This is a genomic window from Vibrio sp. 1159, assembly GCF_033340395.1.
GTDB classification, from domain to species: domain Bacteria; phylum Pseudomonadota; class Gammaproteobacteria; order Enterobacterales; family Vibrionaceae; genus Vibrio; species Vibrio alginolyticus.
The window spans coordinates 15,075-32,634 of the sequence record NZ_JAWOWL010000028.1; the positions used below are offsets into that span (position 1 = coordinate 15,075).

15 protein-coding genes and 1 pseudogene are annotated in these 17,560 nt (G+C 44.5%); 5 read left to right on the forward strand and 11 right to left on the reverse strand.

Annotation, left to right across the window (positions count from 1 at the left end; genetic code table 11):
• Positions 1 to 7 precede the first annotated feature (7 nt).
• Entirely contained in the window at positions 8 to 1,330 is a 1,323-nt protein-coding gene (locus tag R7127_RS19035) for an anti-phage deoxyguanosine triphosphatase (RefSeq protein ID WP_017634779.1), read from the forward strand.
• A gap of 6 nt (positions 1,331 to 1,336) precedes the next feature.
• Here R7127_RS19035 and R7127_RS19040 read toward each other — a convergent pair whose 3' ends face one another.
• Positions 1,337 to 1,951 carry a tRNA-uridine aminocarboxypropyltransferase gene (locus R7127_RS19040; protein ID WP_025766956.1) on the reverse strand — a complete coding sequence of 205 codons (615 nt, stop codon included), beginning with the start codon at positions 1,949 to 1,951 and terminating at the stop codon, positions 1,337 to 1,339.
• A gap of 3 nt (positions 1,952 to 1,954) precedes the next feature.
• Here R7127_RS19040 and rrtA point away from each other — a divergent pair, with 3 nt between their 5' ends.
• Positions 1,955 to 2,506, forward strand: a complete 552-nt coding sequence (gene rrtA / locus R7127_RS19045; protein WP_005382331.1) for a rhombosortase — start codon at positions 1,955 to 1,957, stop codon at positions 2,504 to 2,506.
• Positions 2,507 to 2,604: 98 nt separating this feature from the next.
• On the opposite strand, the gene R7127_RS19050 is transcribed toward rrtA, so the two are convergent.
• The 8 genes and pseudogenes from R7127_RS19050 to R7127_RS19085 all read right to left on the reverse strand — a co-directional run bounded on the left by R7127_RS19050 (position 2,605) and on the right by R7127_RS19085 (position 12,029).
• A complete protein-coding gene (locus R7127_RS19050; protein WP_031777211.1) occupies positions 2,605 to 2,889 on the reverse strand; it encodes a ComEA family DNA-binding protein in 285 nt (94 codons plus the stop codon).
• Positions 2,890 to 3,144: 255 nt separating this feature from the next.
• Complete coding sequence (gene ppiD / locus R7127_RS19055) at positions 3,145 to 5,004, reverse strand: peptidylprolyl isomerase (protein ID WP_005382334.1); 1,860 nt, start codon at positions 5,002 to 5,004, stop codon at positions 3,145 to 3,147.
• A 201-nt stretch (positions 5,005 to 5,205) separates the two neighbouring features.
• The gene (locus R7127_RS19060; RefSeq protein WP_005382341.1) at positions 5,206 to 5,478 is read right to left on the reverse strand and encodes an HU family DNA-binding protein; all 273 of its coding nucleotides are present in this window, start codon (positions 5,476 to 5,478) and stop codon (positions 5,206 to 5,208) included.
• A gap of 191 nt (positions 5,479 to 5,669) precedes the next feature.
• The gene (gene lon, locus R7127_RS19065) at positions 5,670 to 8,021 is read right to left on the reverse strand and encodes an endopeptidase La (protein WP_005382343.1); all 2,352 of its coding nucleotides are present in this window, start codon (positions 8,019 to 8,021) and stop codon (positions 5,670 to 5,672) included.
• A gap of 130 nt (positions 8,022 to 8,151) precedes the next feature.
• A complete protein-coding gene (clpX, locus tag R7127_RS19070; protein ID WP_005382345.1) occupies positions 8,152 to 9,432 on the reverse strand; it encodes an ATP-dependent protease ATP-binding subunit ClpX in 1,281 nt (426 codons plus the stop codon).
• A gap of 70 nt (positions 9,433 to 9,502) precedes the next feature.
• A complete protein-coding gene (gene clpP / locus R7127_RS19075) occupies positions 9,503 to 10,129 on the reverse strand; it encodes an ATP-dependent Clp endopeptidase proteolytic subunit ClpP (protein WP_005382347.1) in 627 nt (208 codons plus the stop codon).
• Positions 10,130 to 10,234: 105 nt separating this feature from the next.
• Positions 10,235 to 11,542: a trigger factor gene (gene tig / locus R7127_RS19080; RefSeq protein WP_005382251.1), complete on the reverse strand. Its 1,308-nt coding sequence runs from the start codon at positions 11,540 to 11,542 to the stop codon at positions 10,235 to 10,237.
• Positions 11,543 to 11,816: 274 nt separating this feature from the next.
• Positions 11,817 to 12,029 (reverse strand): annotated as a pseudogene (locus R7127_RS19085) (hypothetical protein).
• 39 nt (positions 12,030 to 12,068) lie between these two features.
• Between R7127_RS19085 and R7127_RS19090 the strand changes: the two are divergent.
• The 3 genes from R7127_RS19090 to R7127_RS19100 all read left to right on the forward strand — a co-directional run bounded on the left by R7127_RS19090 (position 12,069) and on the right by R7127_RS19100 (position 15,477).
• The gene (locus tag R7127_RS19090) at positions 12,069 to 13,874 is read left to right on the forward strand and encodes an ATP-binding protein (RefSeq protein WP_033906887.1); all 1,806 of its coding nucleotides are present in this window, start codon (positions 12,069 to 12,071) and stop codon (positions 13,872 to 13,874) included.
• Between the two features lie 4 nt (positions 13,875 to 13,878).
• The gene (locus R7127_RS19095; RefSeq protein ID WP_033906888.1) at positions 13,879 to 15,216 is read left to right on the forward strand and encodes a sigma-54-dependent transcriptional regulator; all 1,338 of its coding nucleotides are present in this window, start codon (positions 13,879 to 13,881) and stop codon (positions 15,214 to 15,216) included.
• Positions 15,217 to 15,294: 78 nt separating this feature from the next.
• Positions 15,295 to 15,477, forward strand: a complete 183-nt coding sequence (locus tag R7127_RS19100) for a hypothetical protein (protein WP_021034161.1) — start codon at positions 15,295 to 15,297, stop codon at positions 15,475 to 15,477.
• A gap of 33 nt (positions 15,478 to 15,510) precedes the next feature.
• Here R7127_RS19100 and R7127_RS19105 read toward each other — a convergent pair whose 3' ends face one another.
• Positions 15,511 to 16,872, reverse strand: coding sequence for a TRAP transporter large permease (locus tag R7127_RS19105; protein WP_005382255.1), 1,362 nt, complete (start codon positions 16,870 to 16,872; stop codon positions 15,511 to 15,513).
• A gap of 3 nt (positions 16,873 to 16,875) precedes the next feature.
• Positions 16,876 to 17,550: a TRAP transporter small permease gene (locus R7127_RS19110; RefSeq protein WP_005384308.1), complete on the reverse strand. Its 675-nt coding sequence runs from the start codon at positions 17,548 to 17,550 to the stop codon at positions 16,876 to 16,878.
• Positions 17,551 to 17,560 lie beyond the last annotated feature (10 nt).

Consider the following 17,560-nt stretch of genomic DNA (forward strand, 5'->3'; position numbering starts at 1 on the left):
GATAATCGTGTCGTTTGAATTACACCCGCAATGGCAAGAGCGCCATGATGATGAGCATAAAATCCGTCGAGACGACCATCGGAGCCCGTACCAACGAGACCGAGCGCGCATTCTTCACTCGGCTGCATTTCGACGCCTACAAGCAAAAACCCAAGTACACGGTAATAGCTTGGAAGACTTTCACCGCAGCCGGTTAACACACTCCTTAGAAGCGTCGCAACTCGGGACTGGTATCGTCGCCCAACTAAAGAAAAAACAGCCAGAGTTCCGCGATCTATTACCATCAGACAGCTTAATTGATTCATTATGTTTAGCGCACGACATCGGGCATCCTCCATACGGTCATGGGGGAGAAGTCGCTCTAAACTACGTAATGCGCGAACATGGCGGCTTCGAGGGGAACGCCCAAACCTTTCGTATCGTCACTAAGTTAGAGCCTTATACTGAGCATTTCGGAATGAATTTATCACGCCGCACACTGCTTGGTTTGATTAAGTACCCTGCCCTCATTAGTCAAACACGCTCCGTCAAGTTGCCTCAACCAGCCGAGCATCAACGTAAACTAAAAGCAAAAGATTGGAGCCCAGCTAAAGGCATTTATGATTGTGATAAAGACTTATTTGATTGGGTAATTGCACCGCTTTCTGACAACGACAAGGCATTGCTTAGTCTGATGCGTTCAACGCCAGAATCGGAGTTTGAGCACAGTAAAACGCGTTTTAAATCACTCGATTGCTCAATCATGGAGCTAGCAGATGATATCGCCTACGGTGTTCATGATTTAGAAGATGCAATCGTACTTGGTATGGTGACACGTCAGCAATGGCAAGAAGGCGCAGCAAGTCAATTAGCGGACTGTGGCGACCCGTGGTTTGAAGCTCATATCGATTCCATCGGACAGATGCTATTTAGCGGTAAGCACCATGAGCGGAAAGATGCTATCGGTGGTATGGTTAACGCGCTACTGACCAGCATTTCAATCAAAACGGTGGATGAGCCGTTTAATAACCCGTTACTGTCTTGGAATGCGTGTTTAGAACCACAGATGGCACGTGCACTTGACGTACTCAAGCACTTTGTCAGCACCTTCGTTATCCAAGTCCCGCAGGTCCAGATCGTTGAGTATAAGGGTCAGCAAATTATTATGGATATTTTTGAAGCGTTAACAGCAGACCCAGAGCGATTACTACCCGTTCATACAAGAGATCTGTGGTGTCAGGCGAAGAGCGAGAGCAATAAAATGAGGGTCATCGCCGATTATATTTCTGCAATGACCGATGGTCACGCGCAAAAGCTACACCGCCAACTTTTCTCTTCCATCGTTCTTTAGTAACACTCAACCTTTCAAGTAATTCTTTTCAAAAACGCCCGGAGGCATCTGGGCGATTTGGAATTCGATCATCTTTTCAAACGCACGCATCAGCGGTGTAAAGTCTCGCTCGGGTTCAAGCAAGCGAAGCGAATGATAACCAGCCTCGACTGTCGATAAGCTATTCTCAGAGGGCGCCTTACGAATGGTGTAGTGCCCTTGTAGTTGCTTAGGCAACTGCACGGTTGGGAGTGGATGTAAGTTGCTTGAGAGTTGCCACATTTTGTACGCTTTTTTCCACGTACCATCGAGCAAAATCAAACGTATTTTCTTAGATACACTATGACTCGCTTGAGTGATTTCAGAAATGCATCGTGACTCTTCTGATGGGTAAAGAACAAAATGTTGATATGACTCATCCGCTAATAAGTGATTTAAGGCATCATCACAAGAAAAGTCCTCTCCTATCAAACAAATACAGTTATCTAAACTCAAATTGAGAATCCGTGCCGTACCAAGCGGACGATGTTCTTCACTCGTGTGCTGAAGAATGATAAGTTCTACCTCGCTTGCCAGCGGTACAATCCATTGGCAAATACACGCTTTTTGCGATTTTCCACAACGAGAACAATAACGAGACATAGAGTGAACCTTTATACCTTGCTGAGTATTATCAGCGTGATCTGTTTGATACTTCAATTTGAACCAATGGCAAGCCTAACCGAGTGGCACAGCTACAATATACGCCATGGTGAATGGTGGCGAATCGTAACAGGAAATCTCACACATACCAACTTTGCGCACTTAGGAATGAACCTCGCCGGATTGTGGATCATTACTTTTATTTTTCGCCCAAGCACTCGTAACTTCCTTATCGTTTTTTCAATCTTATGTGCATGTGTTGGTGCGCTGAATTTGTTTACCAACATGTCGGTATACGTGGGTTTATCCGGCGTATTACACGGATTGTTTGGATTTTGGGCGCTCAGAGAAGTCTTTGAAAGCAGAAGAAGCAGTGTGTTGTTAGTTGGAGGACTAATCGCCAAAGTAGCATGGGAGCAGGTCTATGGCCCATCCAGCAGTACTGCTGAGCTTATCGGTGCAAACGTTGCTATTGATGCTCATATGTTTGGCGCACTCGGTGGGTTAGTGATGGCTTTACTGGAAAAAGGCCTTCGCCGTCGTTTATTCGGATAAAAAATCCCGAACCACGAAAGAGGGGCTGGTTCGGGAAAGCAGTAATAGGGAAACAGATATTGTTCTGAATTCAGACTCAATATCTGCGATACATCAAGCTACAGTAAAATGCGGTCTTCGTTTTTCTTAACTGTCGCTTCACCAATGCCTTTTACGCTCTTCAAATCTGCTGCCGTTTTAAAAGGGCCATGTTCCTCGCGGTAGTCCACTATACTCTGCGCTTTCTTCTCACCTATACCTTTCAACATGGTCGCAATTTCTTCAGCAGTGGCCGTGTTGATATTTACAGTAATTTCAATTCCTTCATATTTGTCAGTGGCTGAATCCGCAGCCATGCTAAAAGGTGCAAAAACAAATAAGCACAATGTCAAAATCCATTTCATATTGAACATACAATCTCCAAAATAGTAGGCTAAAAACAGTCGTCGAGAGCGAGTCACTATCAAGTTTGCAATGGAAAGCAATATGGTTATGCATTTAACAAACTGAGATGATCCGGAATTCACAACGGCCGCTATCACTTAAACGCGCACTAATTTAAGTAATGCCTATTGATGATTGAAGTTCATAAAGACAAAAATAAAACGGACCGCTTATGCGGTCCGTTTTATTCAACATACAAATTACACTAATTGTGCTTAGTTGCTCACAACAAAGTACTCAATGTCAGTATTTGCACGCAGTACGGCTAGTACAGATGATAAATCTTGCTGAGAAGATGCACGCTGCATTTGCATCGCAACTTGATCTTCTAACTCACTATCTAGCTCTGCGTTTACAGCATCAAGCTCGATGATAATGATGTTACCTTCAAGATCTTTAGACTGACCGTATACTGGTTTACCATCGACTGGTTTTGCCATCGCGAATACCGTTGTTGCCAACGGAGAACGACGATCTACTGTCTCTTGTTCACCAAAGGCAAGATTGTTTTCAGCAAGCACGTTCGTCTTACCTTCTTTCAATGCCGCAACGACTTGTGTTCCAAGTTCCATCGCTTCTTGCTCACCTTTAACACGAGATAGCTCTGCAACAACCTGATCTTTCACTTCTTCTAGTGGAAGAACTGTCTCGTCACGCGCATCTTCAACACGAACAACGATAATATGCTCAGGCGCAACTTCGATAGCTTCAGAGTTTAGGCCATCTTCTTTAACTTCAGGGCTTAGGATAGCTTGCATTACCGCAGGGCTACGAAGCACTTCAGGTGCATCAACCTGAGAAATAAAGTCCGTTGTCTTCACTTCTTGGTTAACCGCTTGAGAAGCATCATACAATGAGTCTGGGTATTCAAACGCTACGCGCTCAAGCTCATTTTGCAACTCGTAGAATTGATCGATCGCTTGTTGGTCGACCATCTCTTGTTTGATTTCAGCAGCGACTTCTTCAAATGGCTTCGCCACAGAATCTTTTAGCTCTTCAAGCTTGATAATGTGATAGCCAAAGTCCGACTTTACTAGACCCGACGTATCGCCAGGATTCTTCAGTGCGAATGCCGCTTCTTCAAAAGCAGGGTCCATCACATCACGCTCAATCCAACCTAGGTCACCACCGTTTTCAGCGCTGCCAAAATCGTCAGATTTCTCTTGAGCAAGCGTCGCAAAATCTGCACCCGCGTTTAGCTCATCTAGGATAGCTTGCGCTTTTGCTTCATCGTCCCCTTCTACAAGAATGTGAGCGACACGGCGTTGCTCTTCTGAAGAGTATTTGTTTAAGTGCTCGTCGTAGTACTTTTTCACCTCAGCATCAGAAACATTAACTTGTTCCTTTAGCGCTTCAGCTGACAGTTCGATGTAAGAGACTTTAACCTGCTCTGGGCGTGTAAAGTTGTCTGGGTTTGCTTTGTAGTACTCTTGAATTTCTTCGTCGGTCAATTCAATATTTTTCGCAAACTCCGCTAAGTCGATCTGAATCGTGCGAATATCACGAGTTTGAGTGAACAGCTTGCCTTCTGCTTGTACTTCACCCGGCAGAATAAATTCACTGTTTTGTAGCGCATTCAGCAGTTGCTCACGAACCAATTCACGACGCATGTACTCAGCAAAAGAGTCTGGCGAAAAGCCTGCACGACGCAAAGAAGCTTGATAGATCTCTTGATCAAACTGACCATTAGATTGGAACTGAGGCATGTCTAGAATCATGCTACGCACTTGAGTGTCGCTGATTCGCAGACCCAAAGCTTCAGCTTGTTGGTCAAGCAACACGTCATTGATCATTCGATCTAAAACGGATTTGCGGAAAGATTCAACATATGCAGGGTCAGCCAGCATTTGAGAGAAGTAGTCACCCAACTGAGCTTGCATACGGTTACGCTCATTTTGGTATGCCATCTCGAACTCACCACGAGGAATCTCAGTGTTACCGACTTTCGCTGCAGAGTTGTTGCTACCACCAACGATGTAGCTACCTACACCTGCAAATACGAAAGACAGGATGATAAGTCCAAGGATAATTTTGACCGCGATGCTATTCACGCCTTCGCGTAGTCGATCCATCATAATTTAACTGCTCTCCACAATTGAAGCCTACTGCTTCTATCTAATAGAAATAATGGCGCAATAATATCAGAAAAAGAAATGCGCATCAGTATGATGCGCATAATTTAAGAAAGTTCGGCTCGAAGTTTGTAAATTTTTGTTCGAAACTTATTGTTTGAGCAAAAGTTAAGCAAATGGCCGGTTACAGAAATAACGCCGTGATTAGTTACAAGCGTCTTTCAGTGCTTTACCAGCTTTGAAAGCTGGTACTTTTGCTTCTGCGATTTGGATTTCTTCACCAGTTTTTGGGTTACGACCAGTACGTGCAGCACGAGTACGAACGCTGAATGTACCAAAGCCAACTAGAGCGACTTGATCACCAGATTGAAGAGTTCCGCTTACTGCTTCGATGAATGCATCTAGAGCACGACCCGCTGACGCTTTAGAAATATCTGCATTTTCTGCGATTTGTTCTACTAACTGAGTTTTATTCACTGTAATTTCCCCTTTGTGTCATCTGTGATTATTTTTGTGATGACTTTCGTTCCATTGTTAAGAAAATATGCTCCACCCCTTATTCATCAAGGGCTGGCAGCTATCGAAACTAACTTAGCGCCCAAAAAAAACGCTGACAAGCCTTTTTGGGCTTATCAGCGTAAACTTTTACTTATTTTTGCTACACATCACTATTTTTGAGACTCAAACTCAACGCCCGTCGGGTCTCGCTCTAGTGCGACTTTCAGTACTTCATCAATCCACTGTACAGGGATAACTTCCAGATCCGCGATAACATTATCAGGAATCTCTTCCAAATCACGCTCGTTATCTTTTGGAATTAGCACTGTCTTAATGCCACCACGGTGTGCCGCAAGTAACTTCTCTTTTAGGCCGCCGATAGGTAGAACCTCACCACGCAGTGTGATTTCACCCGTCATCGCTACTTCTGCTTTCACAGGGTTGCCTGTTAGAGAAGAAACCAATGCTGTACACATTGCTGTACCCGCACTTGGGCCATCTTTTGGTGTCGCGCCTTCCGGGACGTGTACGTGAATATCTTTCTTCTCGTAGAAGTCAGTATTGATACCTAGCTTTTCTGCACGAGAGCGAACCACTGTCATTGCTGCTTGGATAGACTCTTGCATCACATCACCAAGAGAACCCGTTTGTGTCAGCTTACCTTTACCTGGCATTGATTGAGTTTCAATCGTTAATAGATCGCCACCCACTTCGGTCCAAGCTAGGCCAGTTACTTGACCAATTCGGTTACTTTCATCCGCTTTACCGTAATCGAAACGTTGAACACCTAAGTACTCTTTTAGGTTGTCCATCGTTACCGTTACTGACTTGATGTCCTTATCCAGCAAGATGTTCTTCACCGCTTTACGGCAGATCTTAGAAATCTCACGCTCTAAGTTACGGACACCCGCTTCACGCGTGTAGTAACGAATGATGCCAATAATCGCAGAATCTTCAATGACGATCTCATCCGCTTTCAAGCCATTACGCTTCACTTGTTTATCAACAAGGTGACGTTTTGCAATGTTCAGCTTCTCGTCTTCGGTGTAACCAGATAAACGAATAACTTCCATACGGTCTAACAATGGACCCGGGATGTTCATCGAGTTCGATGTCGCAACAAACATAACGTCAGAGAGATCGTAATCCACTTCTAGGTAGTGATCGTTGAACGAGTTATTCTGTTCAGGATCAAGTACTTCTAGTAGAGCCGATGCCGGATCACCACGCATATCGGAAGACATTTTGTCGATTTCGTCCAATAAGAACAGCGGGTTCTTCACACCAACCTTCGACATCTTCTGGATCAATTTGCCTGGTAATGAGCCGATATAAGTACGACGGTGACCACGAATTTCCGCTTCATCACGCACACCACCCAACGCCATACGAACATACTTACGGCCTGTAGCTGAAGCAATTGAACGACCAAGAGACGTTTTACCTACACCAGGAGGACCAACAAGACAAAGGATAGGACCTTTTAGCTTGTTGATACGGTTTTGAACAGCCAGGTATTCAAGGATACGTTCTTTGACGCGTTCTAGACCGTAGTGATCTTCATTAAGAACCTCTTCTGCTTTCGCTAAGTTTTTCTTAACTTTTGAGCGCTTAGCCCAAGGAACGCTGACCATCCAATCGATGTAGCTACGAACCACTGTTGCTTCAGCAGACATTGGAGACATCATCTTGAGCTTTTGCAGCTCTTGCTCTGTCTTTTCACGTGCCTCTTGAGGCATTTTTGATTCGTCAATCTTCTTCTGTAGCGTTTCGAACTCGTCTGGTGCGTCTTCCATCTCACCAAGTTCTTTCTGAATCGCTTTCATTTGCTCATTCAGATAATACTCACGCTGAGATTTTTCCATTTGCTTTTTAACGCGACCACGAATTCGTTTTTCAACTTGCAGCAAGTCGATCTCTGATTCCATCTGGCCCATCAGGAATTCCAGACGCTCAGTGACGTCAACAATTTCAAGCACTTGCTGCTTATCCACCAACTTTAACGGCATATGAGCCGCAATGGTATCCGCTAAGCGTGCGGCTTCGTCGATACCATTAAGTGACGTTAGCACTTCTGGTGGAATCTTCTTGTTTAGCTTAATGAACCCTTCAAACTGATTAATCGCGCTGCGAACAATCACTTCTTGCTCACGCTCATCCAATTCTGGCGTAACAACAAATTCAGCTTCCGCTAGGAAAAAGTCACTCTCTTTAAAGTGATTGATTTTTGCTCGCTGCTGGCCTTCGACCAATACTTTTACTGTGCCATCCGGAAGCTTCAAGAGCTGGAGAATGGTGGCTACCGTACCTACGTCAAATAGGTCGTCAACCGTAGGCTCGTCAGTATCCGCTTGCTTTTGTGCCACAAGAAGAACTTGTTTGTTGGTTTCCATCGCCGTTTCTAGACAGCTAATCGATTTCTCACGACCAACAAACAATGGAATAACCATGTGTGGGTAGACCACTACGTCACGTAGAGGTAGTACCGGGATCTCGATACGCTCGGAACGTTCCAAGTTCATATAATTCTCTCTTCCGCTTTCACGTTTAACGTATTACTTAAGGCAGTATATGGGGGCTAATTGTTTGGATTCAATAAGAGAAATAAAAAAAGGAGGTAATTACTTACCTCCTTTTTCATTATGGCTGAATTTACTCTGCTCCAGCTGCCTGATTGTCTGCGTTACTGTAAATAAGCAGTGGCTCTGACTCGCCATTAATGACGGACTCATCAATCACGACTTTACTAACGTCTGTTGCAGATGGTAATTCGTACATGGTTTCAAGTAGCACGCCTTCAAGAATCGAGCGTAAGCCACGAGCACCTGTTTTACGCTCCATTGCTTTTTTCGCGATAGCGCGCAGCGCATCTTCACGGAATTCAAGTTCGGCGTTTTCCAGCTCAAACAATGCTGCATATTGCTTGGTCAGTGCGTTCTTCGGTTCACATAGGATCTGAATCAACGCTTCTTCATCAAGCTCAGTCAGTGTTGTTGTTACAGGTAGACGACCAATGAATTCTGGAATGAGGCCGTACTTCACTAAGTCTTCAGGTTCAACTTGAGTAAATAGCTCACCTACCGTCTTCGATTCATTCTTCGAACGAACTTCAGCACCAAAGCCAATACCTGTACCTGTTGCAACACGCTGCTCAATCACCTTGTCTAAGCCAGCAAAAGCACCACCACAAATGAACAGGATCTTAGATGTGTCCACTTGTAGGAATTCTTGCTGAGGATGCTTACGACCACCTTGAGGTGGAACCGATGCAACCGTACCTTCGATAAGTTTTAGTAGCGCCTGCTGAACACCTTCACCAGATACGTCACGCGTAATAGATGGGTTTTCAGCTTTGCGTGAAATCTTATCAATTTCATCAATGTAAACGATGCCGCGTTCCGCTTTAGCTACATCGTAATCACATTTTTGCAGAAGCTTTTGGATGATGTTTTCAACGTCTTCACCTACGTAACCGGCTTCGGTTAGTGTCGTCGCGTCTGCCATTGTAAATGGCACATCCAAGAATCGAGCTAATGTCTCCGCAAGTAGTGTTTTACCGCTACCTGTAGGACCAATTAGAAGGATGTTACTCTTACCAAGCTCCACACCTTCGCTCGTTGTATCACCATTGCGTAAACGCTTGTAGTGGTTATATACCGCAACTGCGAGCACTTTTTTCGCGTAATCTTGCCCGATCACATAGTCATCAAGGTGTTCACGGATCTGTTTTGGCGTTGGTAACGCTTCAGATTCTTTCTTAGGGAGAACATCCTTGATTTCTTCGCGAATAATATCGTTACATAAGTCGACACACTCGTCGCAAATGTACACTGACGGACCTGCGATTAGCTTGCGAACTTCGTGCTGACTTTTGCCGCAGAAAGAACAGTACAGCAATTTACCGCTGCCACTTTCTTTGCTTTTATCTGTCATTCGCTAACCTCTTAGCCTTTACTCTTCATGAATGAGTGTATATCAATTTTTGCCAAAATGCGCTGGCAAATTACTCGCCACGGTGGCTTAACACTGCATCCACGATACCGTATTCCACAGCCTGCTCTGATGACATGAAGTTATCACGATCAGTATCGCGCTCAATGACTTCAAGAGGTTGGCCTGTATGTTCTGCTAACAACTTGTTTAGCTTCTGTTTAATCGTCAGGATTTCCTGAGCATGGATTTGGATATCAGAAGCTTGACCCTGGAAACCACCCAATGGTTGGTGGATCATTACACGAGAGTTAGGCAGTACGTAACGCTTACCTGGCGCACCACCTGCAAGCAGGAAGGCACCCATTGAACATGCTTGACCCATACACACAGTGCTGACATTTGGCTTAATGAACTGCATGGTATCGTAAATAGACATACCAGCTGTTACGCTGCCGCCTGGCGAGTTGATGTATAGGAAAATATCTTTATCTGGATTTTCAGATTCTAGGAAAAGTAGCTGAGCCACGACAAGGTTTGCCATGTGGTCTTCCACTTGACCCGTTAAAAAAATCACGCGCTCTTTCAGCAGACGTGAGTAGATGTCGTAAGAGCGTTCGCCTCGGGAAGTTTGTTCAACCACCATTGGTACTAGCGCGTCCATAATTGGCGACATTGCATTTTTTTCTTGGTAGCTCATATTCTTATGTCCCTAAAATAAATGGCCCGGATGATGACTATCATACGGACCATTGTTAGCAGAATAGTTAACGTTAAGTCAACCTTCTACGCAAGATATTGCTTATTAAGCAGCAGGTTGTTGTTGGTTAAGTAGCTCGTTGAAGCCTACTTCTTTCTCAGAAACCTGTGCTTTAGCGATGATCGCGTCGATTGCTTGCTCTTCTAGAGCTACGTTGCGCATGTTGTTCATCATTTCTTCGTTTTGCTCGTAGTAAGCAATAACTTCTGATGGATCTTCGTATGCAGTAGCCATTTCTTCGATTAGAGCTTTAACTTTCTCGTCGTCCGCTTTTAGCTCTTCAGATTTGATTACCTCACCTAGTAGAAGACCAACAACTACGCGACGTTTAGCTTGTTCTTCGAACAGTTCACGTGGAAGCTGAGCAGCAGCTTCTGGGTTACCACCGAAGCGTTGTGCAGCTTGTTGACGTAGAACTTGGATTTCTTGCTCGATAAGCGCTGATGGTACGTTGATGTCGTTTTGCTCAACTAGACCGTCAATCGCTTGCTCTTTGATGCGGTTCTTAACAGCTTGCTTAAGTTCGCGTTCCATGTTCTTACGAACTTCAGCTTTAAGTGCTTCAACACCACCTTCAACAACACCGAACTTAGCAACGAACTCGTCGTTTAGTTCTGGAAGTTCACGAGCTTCAACTTTGTTCACTTTGATTGCGAACTTAGCTGCTTTACCTTTTAGGTTTTCAGCGTGGTAATCTTCTGGGAAAGTCACGTCGATGTCGAATTCCATACCAGCAGTTTTACCTGCGATACCGTCTTCGAAACCAGGGATCATGCGACCAGCACCCATTTCTAGAGGGAAGTTCTCAGCTTTACCACCTTCGAACTCTTCACCGTCGATAGAACCAACGAAGTCGATGCTTACGCGTTTGCCATCTTCTGCTGCTTCTTCAACTTCAACCCAAGTTGCTTGTTGCTTACGTAGAGTATCGATCATCTCTTCTACGTCTGCATCTTTAACTTCTGTTAGTGGTTTTTCAACAGTGATGCTCTCTAGGCCTTTAAGCTCAACTTCTGGGTAAACTTCAAAAGTTGCAGTGAAAACTAGGTCTGAACCTTCTTTGTTCTCTACAGGAGCAAAAGTTGGAGCGCCAGCTGGGTTGATTTTCTCTTTAACGATAGCTTCGATGAAGTGGCGTTGCATTACTTCACCAAGAACGTCTTGACGTACTGCTTTGCCGTACATCTTAGCAACCATTTTTAGAGGCACTTTACCCTTACGGAAACCATCGAAACGACGGTTTTTAGCGATGTTGCGTAGTTCAGCTGTTACAGCGTCTTCGATGTTTGCAGCTGGAACAGTAATGTTTAGACGGCGCTCTAGGCCCTCTAGCGTTTCAACAGTAACTTGCATTATATATAAACCTCTAAAGTGGCTCGGTTTTCCGAGCGTATGAGCGAAACTCAGAGGAGCTTACGCTTCATCCTTGTGTAGTGTTCTGTCCGAACACCTAATTTAAAATCGAGTATCGATACTGGTTGTCAGTACCGGACTAATCAGTGATATCTTCGATAAAATAACCAAAGGTATCTCCTATTAGCCTCAGGACAGAATTTTTAGACGCGACATTCTAGCGATCTGTCGCAACCCTGTCGAGCCAATAGCCACTATGTGGACATTGTCTGCGCTAAATTCTCGAATGCTGACCCATTTTTTCTTCAAAAATGCGATTCAGACACCGTCTAAGCATTGCCAGCATATCTAGAATGGGGACAATAGCGACTTTTTCAAGAGAATCGACCGGTTTTTTTATCGAAAAGCCTAAAAAGAGATCTTGCTCTTGTTTTACTCCACAGAGTTGAAAACTAAATCCCTAATCCTTCCTACAAACTATTAACATTTTCTTACGTGACCAAAGGAAGTTGTAAGGAGTGTAAGGATGTCGCAAAAAAAACGGATTCTGCTGACATTTTTTGCTTTCTATTTCCTGTCCGCAATTATCGGTGGCCATTGGGTTTGGCAGACCAGTTATCAATCTCTACTTGATAAACACCAATCACAGTTGGAGCAGTTTTCTGGCCATATAAAAAATAAACTCGATAAGTACGCCCATATTCCAAATCTTCTCGCTAAAGATGATCCTCTTTATCAAGCGCTTCTGCACCCCAACAACAGTGCGCAACTGGAAATCACTAATCGGTATTTAGAATCCGTTAATGGCGTGATTGAAGCAGCGGATACGTACTTAATCGATCAATGGGGTACAACGATCGCGGCCAGCAACTGGCGTAAAGAGCGCTCCTTTATCGGGCGAAATTTTGCATTTCGCCCTTATTTCAAACAAGCCATTGTAGGCAAAAGAAGCCAATACTACGCACTGGGCTCAACATCTGGTAAACGTGGCTACTACTATTCTTATCCCATCGTATACGCTGGCGGTGTACTTGGTGTCGTCGTGGTGAAGATGGACCTAAGTAAGATAGAGGACAACTGGCAGCAACCAAACAGTGTTTTTGTCGCCAGCGACCCATACGAAATTGTTTTCATGAGTAGCCGAAGTGAATGGCTGCTCAAAAGCTTACAACCACTGACAAAAAAAGAGAAAAAGCAAGTTTGGGCAAGCCAACAATATCTTGATGCGCCAATTGAAACGCTTGGATTAGTGGGTAGTTTGGACGAGGTGCATTCTGAGCTTAAACAGGGTTACCCATACAATAAAGGAACCTTGGTAGTCTCTTCGCTGCCCCTACCCGAACTCAAACTGACTATTCGTGTGCTGTCTCCTAAACAGTCGATCGTTTGGTTCACCATGGGTTACATCTTTGTACTCACTCTAGCATTCATGGTTTTGTTTTTAATTGGTCAGCTTATCTATCACCGTCAACAGCGTCACTTGCAACTTGAACGAATTCAACAAGAAGCAAATCAAAAGTTGGAATATCAAGTCATGGCACGGACTGCCGAGTTGCAAGCGGAGATCGCACAGCGTATCGATACCGAACAAACTTTACGCGTTACTCAAGACGAATTGGTGCAAGCAGCGAAACTCGCGGTGTTAGGACAAATGTCGGCCAGTATCAGCCATGAACTGAATAATCCACTTGCGGCAATTCGTAGCTTTGCGGAGAACGGCAAGCTGTTTCTAAAAAAAGAAAAATATGAGCGAGTGGAAGATAATCTCACTCGCATTTCTGCTCTCACTGACCGTATGGCAAATATCAGTCAGCAACTTCGCTCTTTCGCCAAAAAAACCAGTGGTGACGAGTTGGCTCAATCTCGACTGTTCCCTGTTATTGCCTCTGTAAAAGAACTGATGAAGCCCGCATTTAAATCAGGGCGCGTCACGTTAGAAACAAATTTGCCAGAGCATGATGTTGAAGTGCAGATCAATATTATTCAACTGGAGCAAGTGTTGGTCAATTTACTGACTAATGCGATAGAAGCACTCAAAGAGCAACAAGACAAACAGGTAGAATTATCTGTAGAACACGATGAGCACACTGATTTGGTTTGGATTCATGTTGATGATAATGGCCCAGGGCTTGGCTCTTTCTCACTTTCTGATTTATGTGAACCGTTTCTAACCACTAAACTGAACGGTTTAGGTTTGGGTCTCTCTATCTCGCAACAAATCTTAGCCAGTATGAATGGAAAATTATGTGCCCATAATCGAGAACAAGGCGGCGCTCGATTCTCATTGTGTTTACCTATCACTTCTTACAACACTGAACCATCAAAAGGATAAGATCATGTGTCAGGTGTTTTTTATTGATGATGAGGCCGATCTCAGAATCGCTATAGAACAGACCTTTGAACTGGCGGATATCGACGCCAAGTTTTTTGTGGATGCAGAATCGGCTTTAATAGCGATGCAGCAAGGAGAAGAAGCTGGCGTCGTGGTCACTGATATCTGTTTGCCGGGCATTTCTGGTATGGATATGCTGACAACTTTGACTCAACGCGATGCAAACTTACCCGTCATCATGATCACTGGACACGGTGATATTTCCATGGCTGTGCAAGCCCTTCATCAAGGCGCTTACGACTTTATTGAGAAACCTTTTGCGCCAGAACATTTGGTTGAAACGGTTAAGCGGGCGATTGAGAAGCGCAAACTAACCAATGAAAATGAAAAACTGCGCCTGTCACTTAAAGCCAGTAAAACCCTTGGTCCACGAGTTATTGGTGAAACCTCTAGCATCCAAATATTACGAGAGACCATCACCCAAATCGCCGATACCGACGCCGATATTTTATTGTTTGGTGAAACCGGTACAGGGAAAGAGTTAATCGCTCGTTCTTTACATGAGCAAAGCTCTCGCCGGAACCAAAACTTTGTCGCCGTAAATTGTGGAGCGGTTCCAGAGAACTTAATTGAGAGTGAACTCTACGGCCATGAAAAAGGCGCATTCACTGGCGCCGAAAGCCGTCGTATCGGTAAATTTGAGTTTGCACAAGGCGGCACACTTTTCTTGGATGAGATCGAGTCGATGCCTATTCAAGCCCAAATTCGTTTATTGAGGGTATTACAAGAGCGCGTGATTGAGCGTGTCGGTTCAAATGAATTATTGCCTTTAGATATTCGAGTGATTGCCGCAACAAAGGTCGATTTAAAACACGCAGCTGAAGAAGGTACTTTCCGTCAGGACCTCTACTATCGGCTCAATGTCGTGACCCTGGATCTCCCGCCACTACGCGAACGAAAAGAAGACATTCCCGCCCTCTTTCACCACTTTCTGTTGGTAGCAGCTTCACGTTATGGCAAAAGCTCACCTAGCTTGTCACCCCAAGATCTAGCGCAACTGATGAGCCATGACTGGCCTGGCAATGTTCGAGAACTCAGAAATGCTGCAGAGCGTTTTGTGCTATTGGGTAAGTTAATTCAGTTGGGAGAATCGAACCCAGTTACTAAGTCTTTCTCAAGCCTTGCAGAGCAAGTGGCGGAGTTTGAGAGAGCAGCCATTGAAGGCGCTTTATTAGAAAACAACGGTAGTATTAAACAGACAATGTGCCAATTGAATGTGCCAAGAAAAACTCTTTACGACAAGATGCAGCGCTACCAAATAAATAAAGACCTTTACAAATAAAACACGTTCAAATAGCTGGCATTATATTCAACTTGAATCATAATTTTTAACAACGGGTTTATCATGGTTGTTATAGATATGAACGAAAAAGTGAGAATACCGATTGTTACAGATACCGTGCTCGTAGACGGTTGCTATCAAGAAGAGAGAAGATTCGGTGAAGAGCGTCGCAAAAATAAAAAGAGGTGGCGACACTATGAACGTCGAATTAATTCAGACCCGCGCAAAACTTGTTACAAGTCAATAGACGAAGAGGTGTGAATTCTCACACCTCTTTCTACTTTCTGGCTTCCATTACTTGGTAATGATCTCCGGCCCCATCAAGGTAGTAGGCAACCAAGTCGAAACCCATGGTACATATGTGACGATAATTAGGAATAAGAACATCACTCCAACCCAGGGTAATGCTGCCTTCACTACGTTCATCATCGACATTTTGGCAACACCAGCGGTCACAAATAAGTTAAGACCCACGGGCGGCGTTATCATTCCTATCTCCATATTCACCACCATCATTATGCCCAAGTGAATTGGGTCTATGCCTAATGCAATCGCAATTGGGAACACGAGCGGCGCAACAATGATCAACAAGCCTGATGGCTCCATAAACTGACCACCAATCAACAACAAGACGTTCACCACAATCAAGAAAGTGATGGGTCCGAGACCAGCGGAGAGCATCGACTCGGTGATCATTTGCGGGATGCGTTCTTCCGTTAAAACATGCTTCAAAATTAAGGCATTAGCAATGATGAACAGCAGCATGATGGTGAGTTTGCCCGCTTCATACAGGGTGTGTTTGGTGTCTTTATGAACAAAGGTTTGGAAGATTTTAACGAGCGCAGGTTTAGTGTTTTTCTTGTCTGCAAATGGCCCCATGTCTTTGTATACAAAGTTAGCAATAAAGAATGAGTACACAGCAGCAACCGCAGCGGCTTCTGTCGGCGTAAAGATACCGCCATAGATACCACCAAGAATGATGACGACCAACAACAAGCCCCAGCTTGCATCCTTGGCGGCATCAAAAGTTTCTTTCCAACCGACAAAAGGTTGCTTTGGAAGGTTCTTGATTCTCGCGGCAATGTAAATCGCGATCATCAACATGACACCCGCCAGCAAACCGGGAATCACACCACCAAGGAACATACGTCCAACTGACACATCCGTTGCGGCTGCATACACCACCATCACAATCGAAGGTGGGATCAAAATCCCTAGCGTACCTGCGTTACAAATTACCCCAGAGGCAAACTCTTTTGAGTAACCGTTTTTGATCATACCTGCGATAACAATACTACCTATGGCAACAACCGTTGCAGGTGAGGAACCTGACAACGCGGCAAACATCATACACGCTACAACCGAAGCCATCGCCAAACCGCCGCGGAACCAGCCTACAATGGCAATGGCGAAACGAATGATCCGCTTTGCTACGCCACCCGTCGACATAAAGCTTGAAGCCAATATAAAGAATGGAATAGCCAATAGCGTGTAGTGGCCCGCGAATGCATTAAACAGCGTTTGAGCAACTGACGCTAAAGAGGCATCCGAATGCATTAAAAGGAAAAGAACACTGGAAAGGCCCAGCGAAATAGCAATTGGCACGCCAACCAGCATAAAGCCAATTACCATCAAAAATAGAAATAAGATATCCATGGCTTATTGCTCCTTGTTTTTAGCGTCTTGCGAGGCCTTTGGAGCCATTACGTCTTCAGCGTCACTCATCTCAGCTTTAAGAGATTCGAGCTCTTCCTCCGCTTCATGTCCTGCAATCAAGCGATCGAGCTTACCAGTAGCGATTTGCCACGTGACTTGAACAAATCTAAACGTTAGTAGCGCCATTCCAAGTGGCAAAGCGAAGTAAGGAATAAAACGTGGCAGCTTTTCATAACGCTCTCCCTCATTTAACCAGTCGGCCATGAACTGGAGTATTTCAGGCATCGGAATATCGTCCGTTTCATACCACGCTCGGTCGGTAGCGAACGGATACCAGTAGTTCCAAGCGCCAATTAACAGCAAAATAGAGAAGGCTAAGCAACACATTGCTGCAAAAAGCGCCAGGGCTTTTCGTTTACCTTCCGGAACGATGTTAATAATGACATCGACACCAATATGAAAGTGTTTTTTCACACCATAAGATGCGCCAACCAACACCATCCATGCGAACATGAAAACGGTGAGCTCAAGCGCCCAAAGAATATTGTCGTTAAAGACATAACGAAAGATGACATTGGCAAAGGTCAGCAAGGTCATGGCACCCAAGAAGAAAGCAATCAAAGTCTCTTCAATGGCATCAGTGATTCGTCCAGCCTTGGCAAAAAAAGTCTGTTCCATAATTACATCA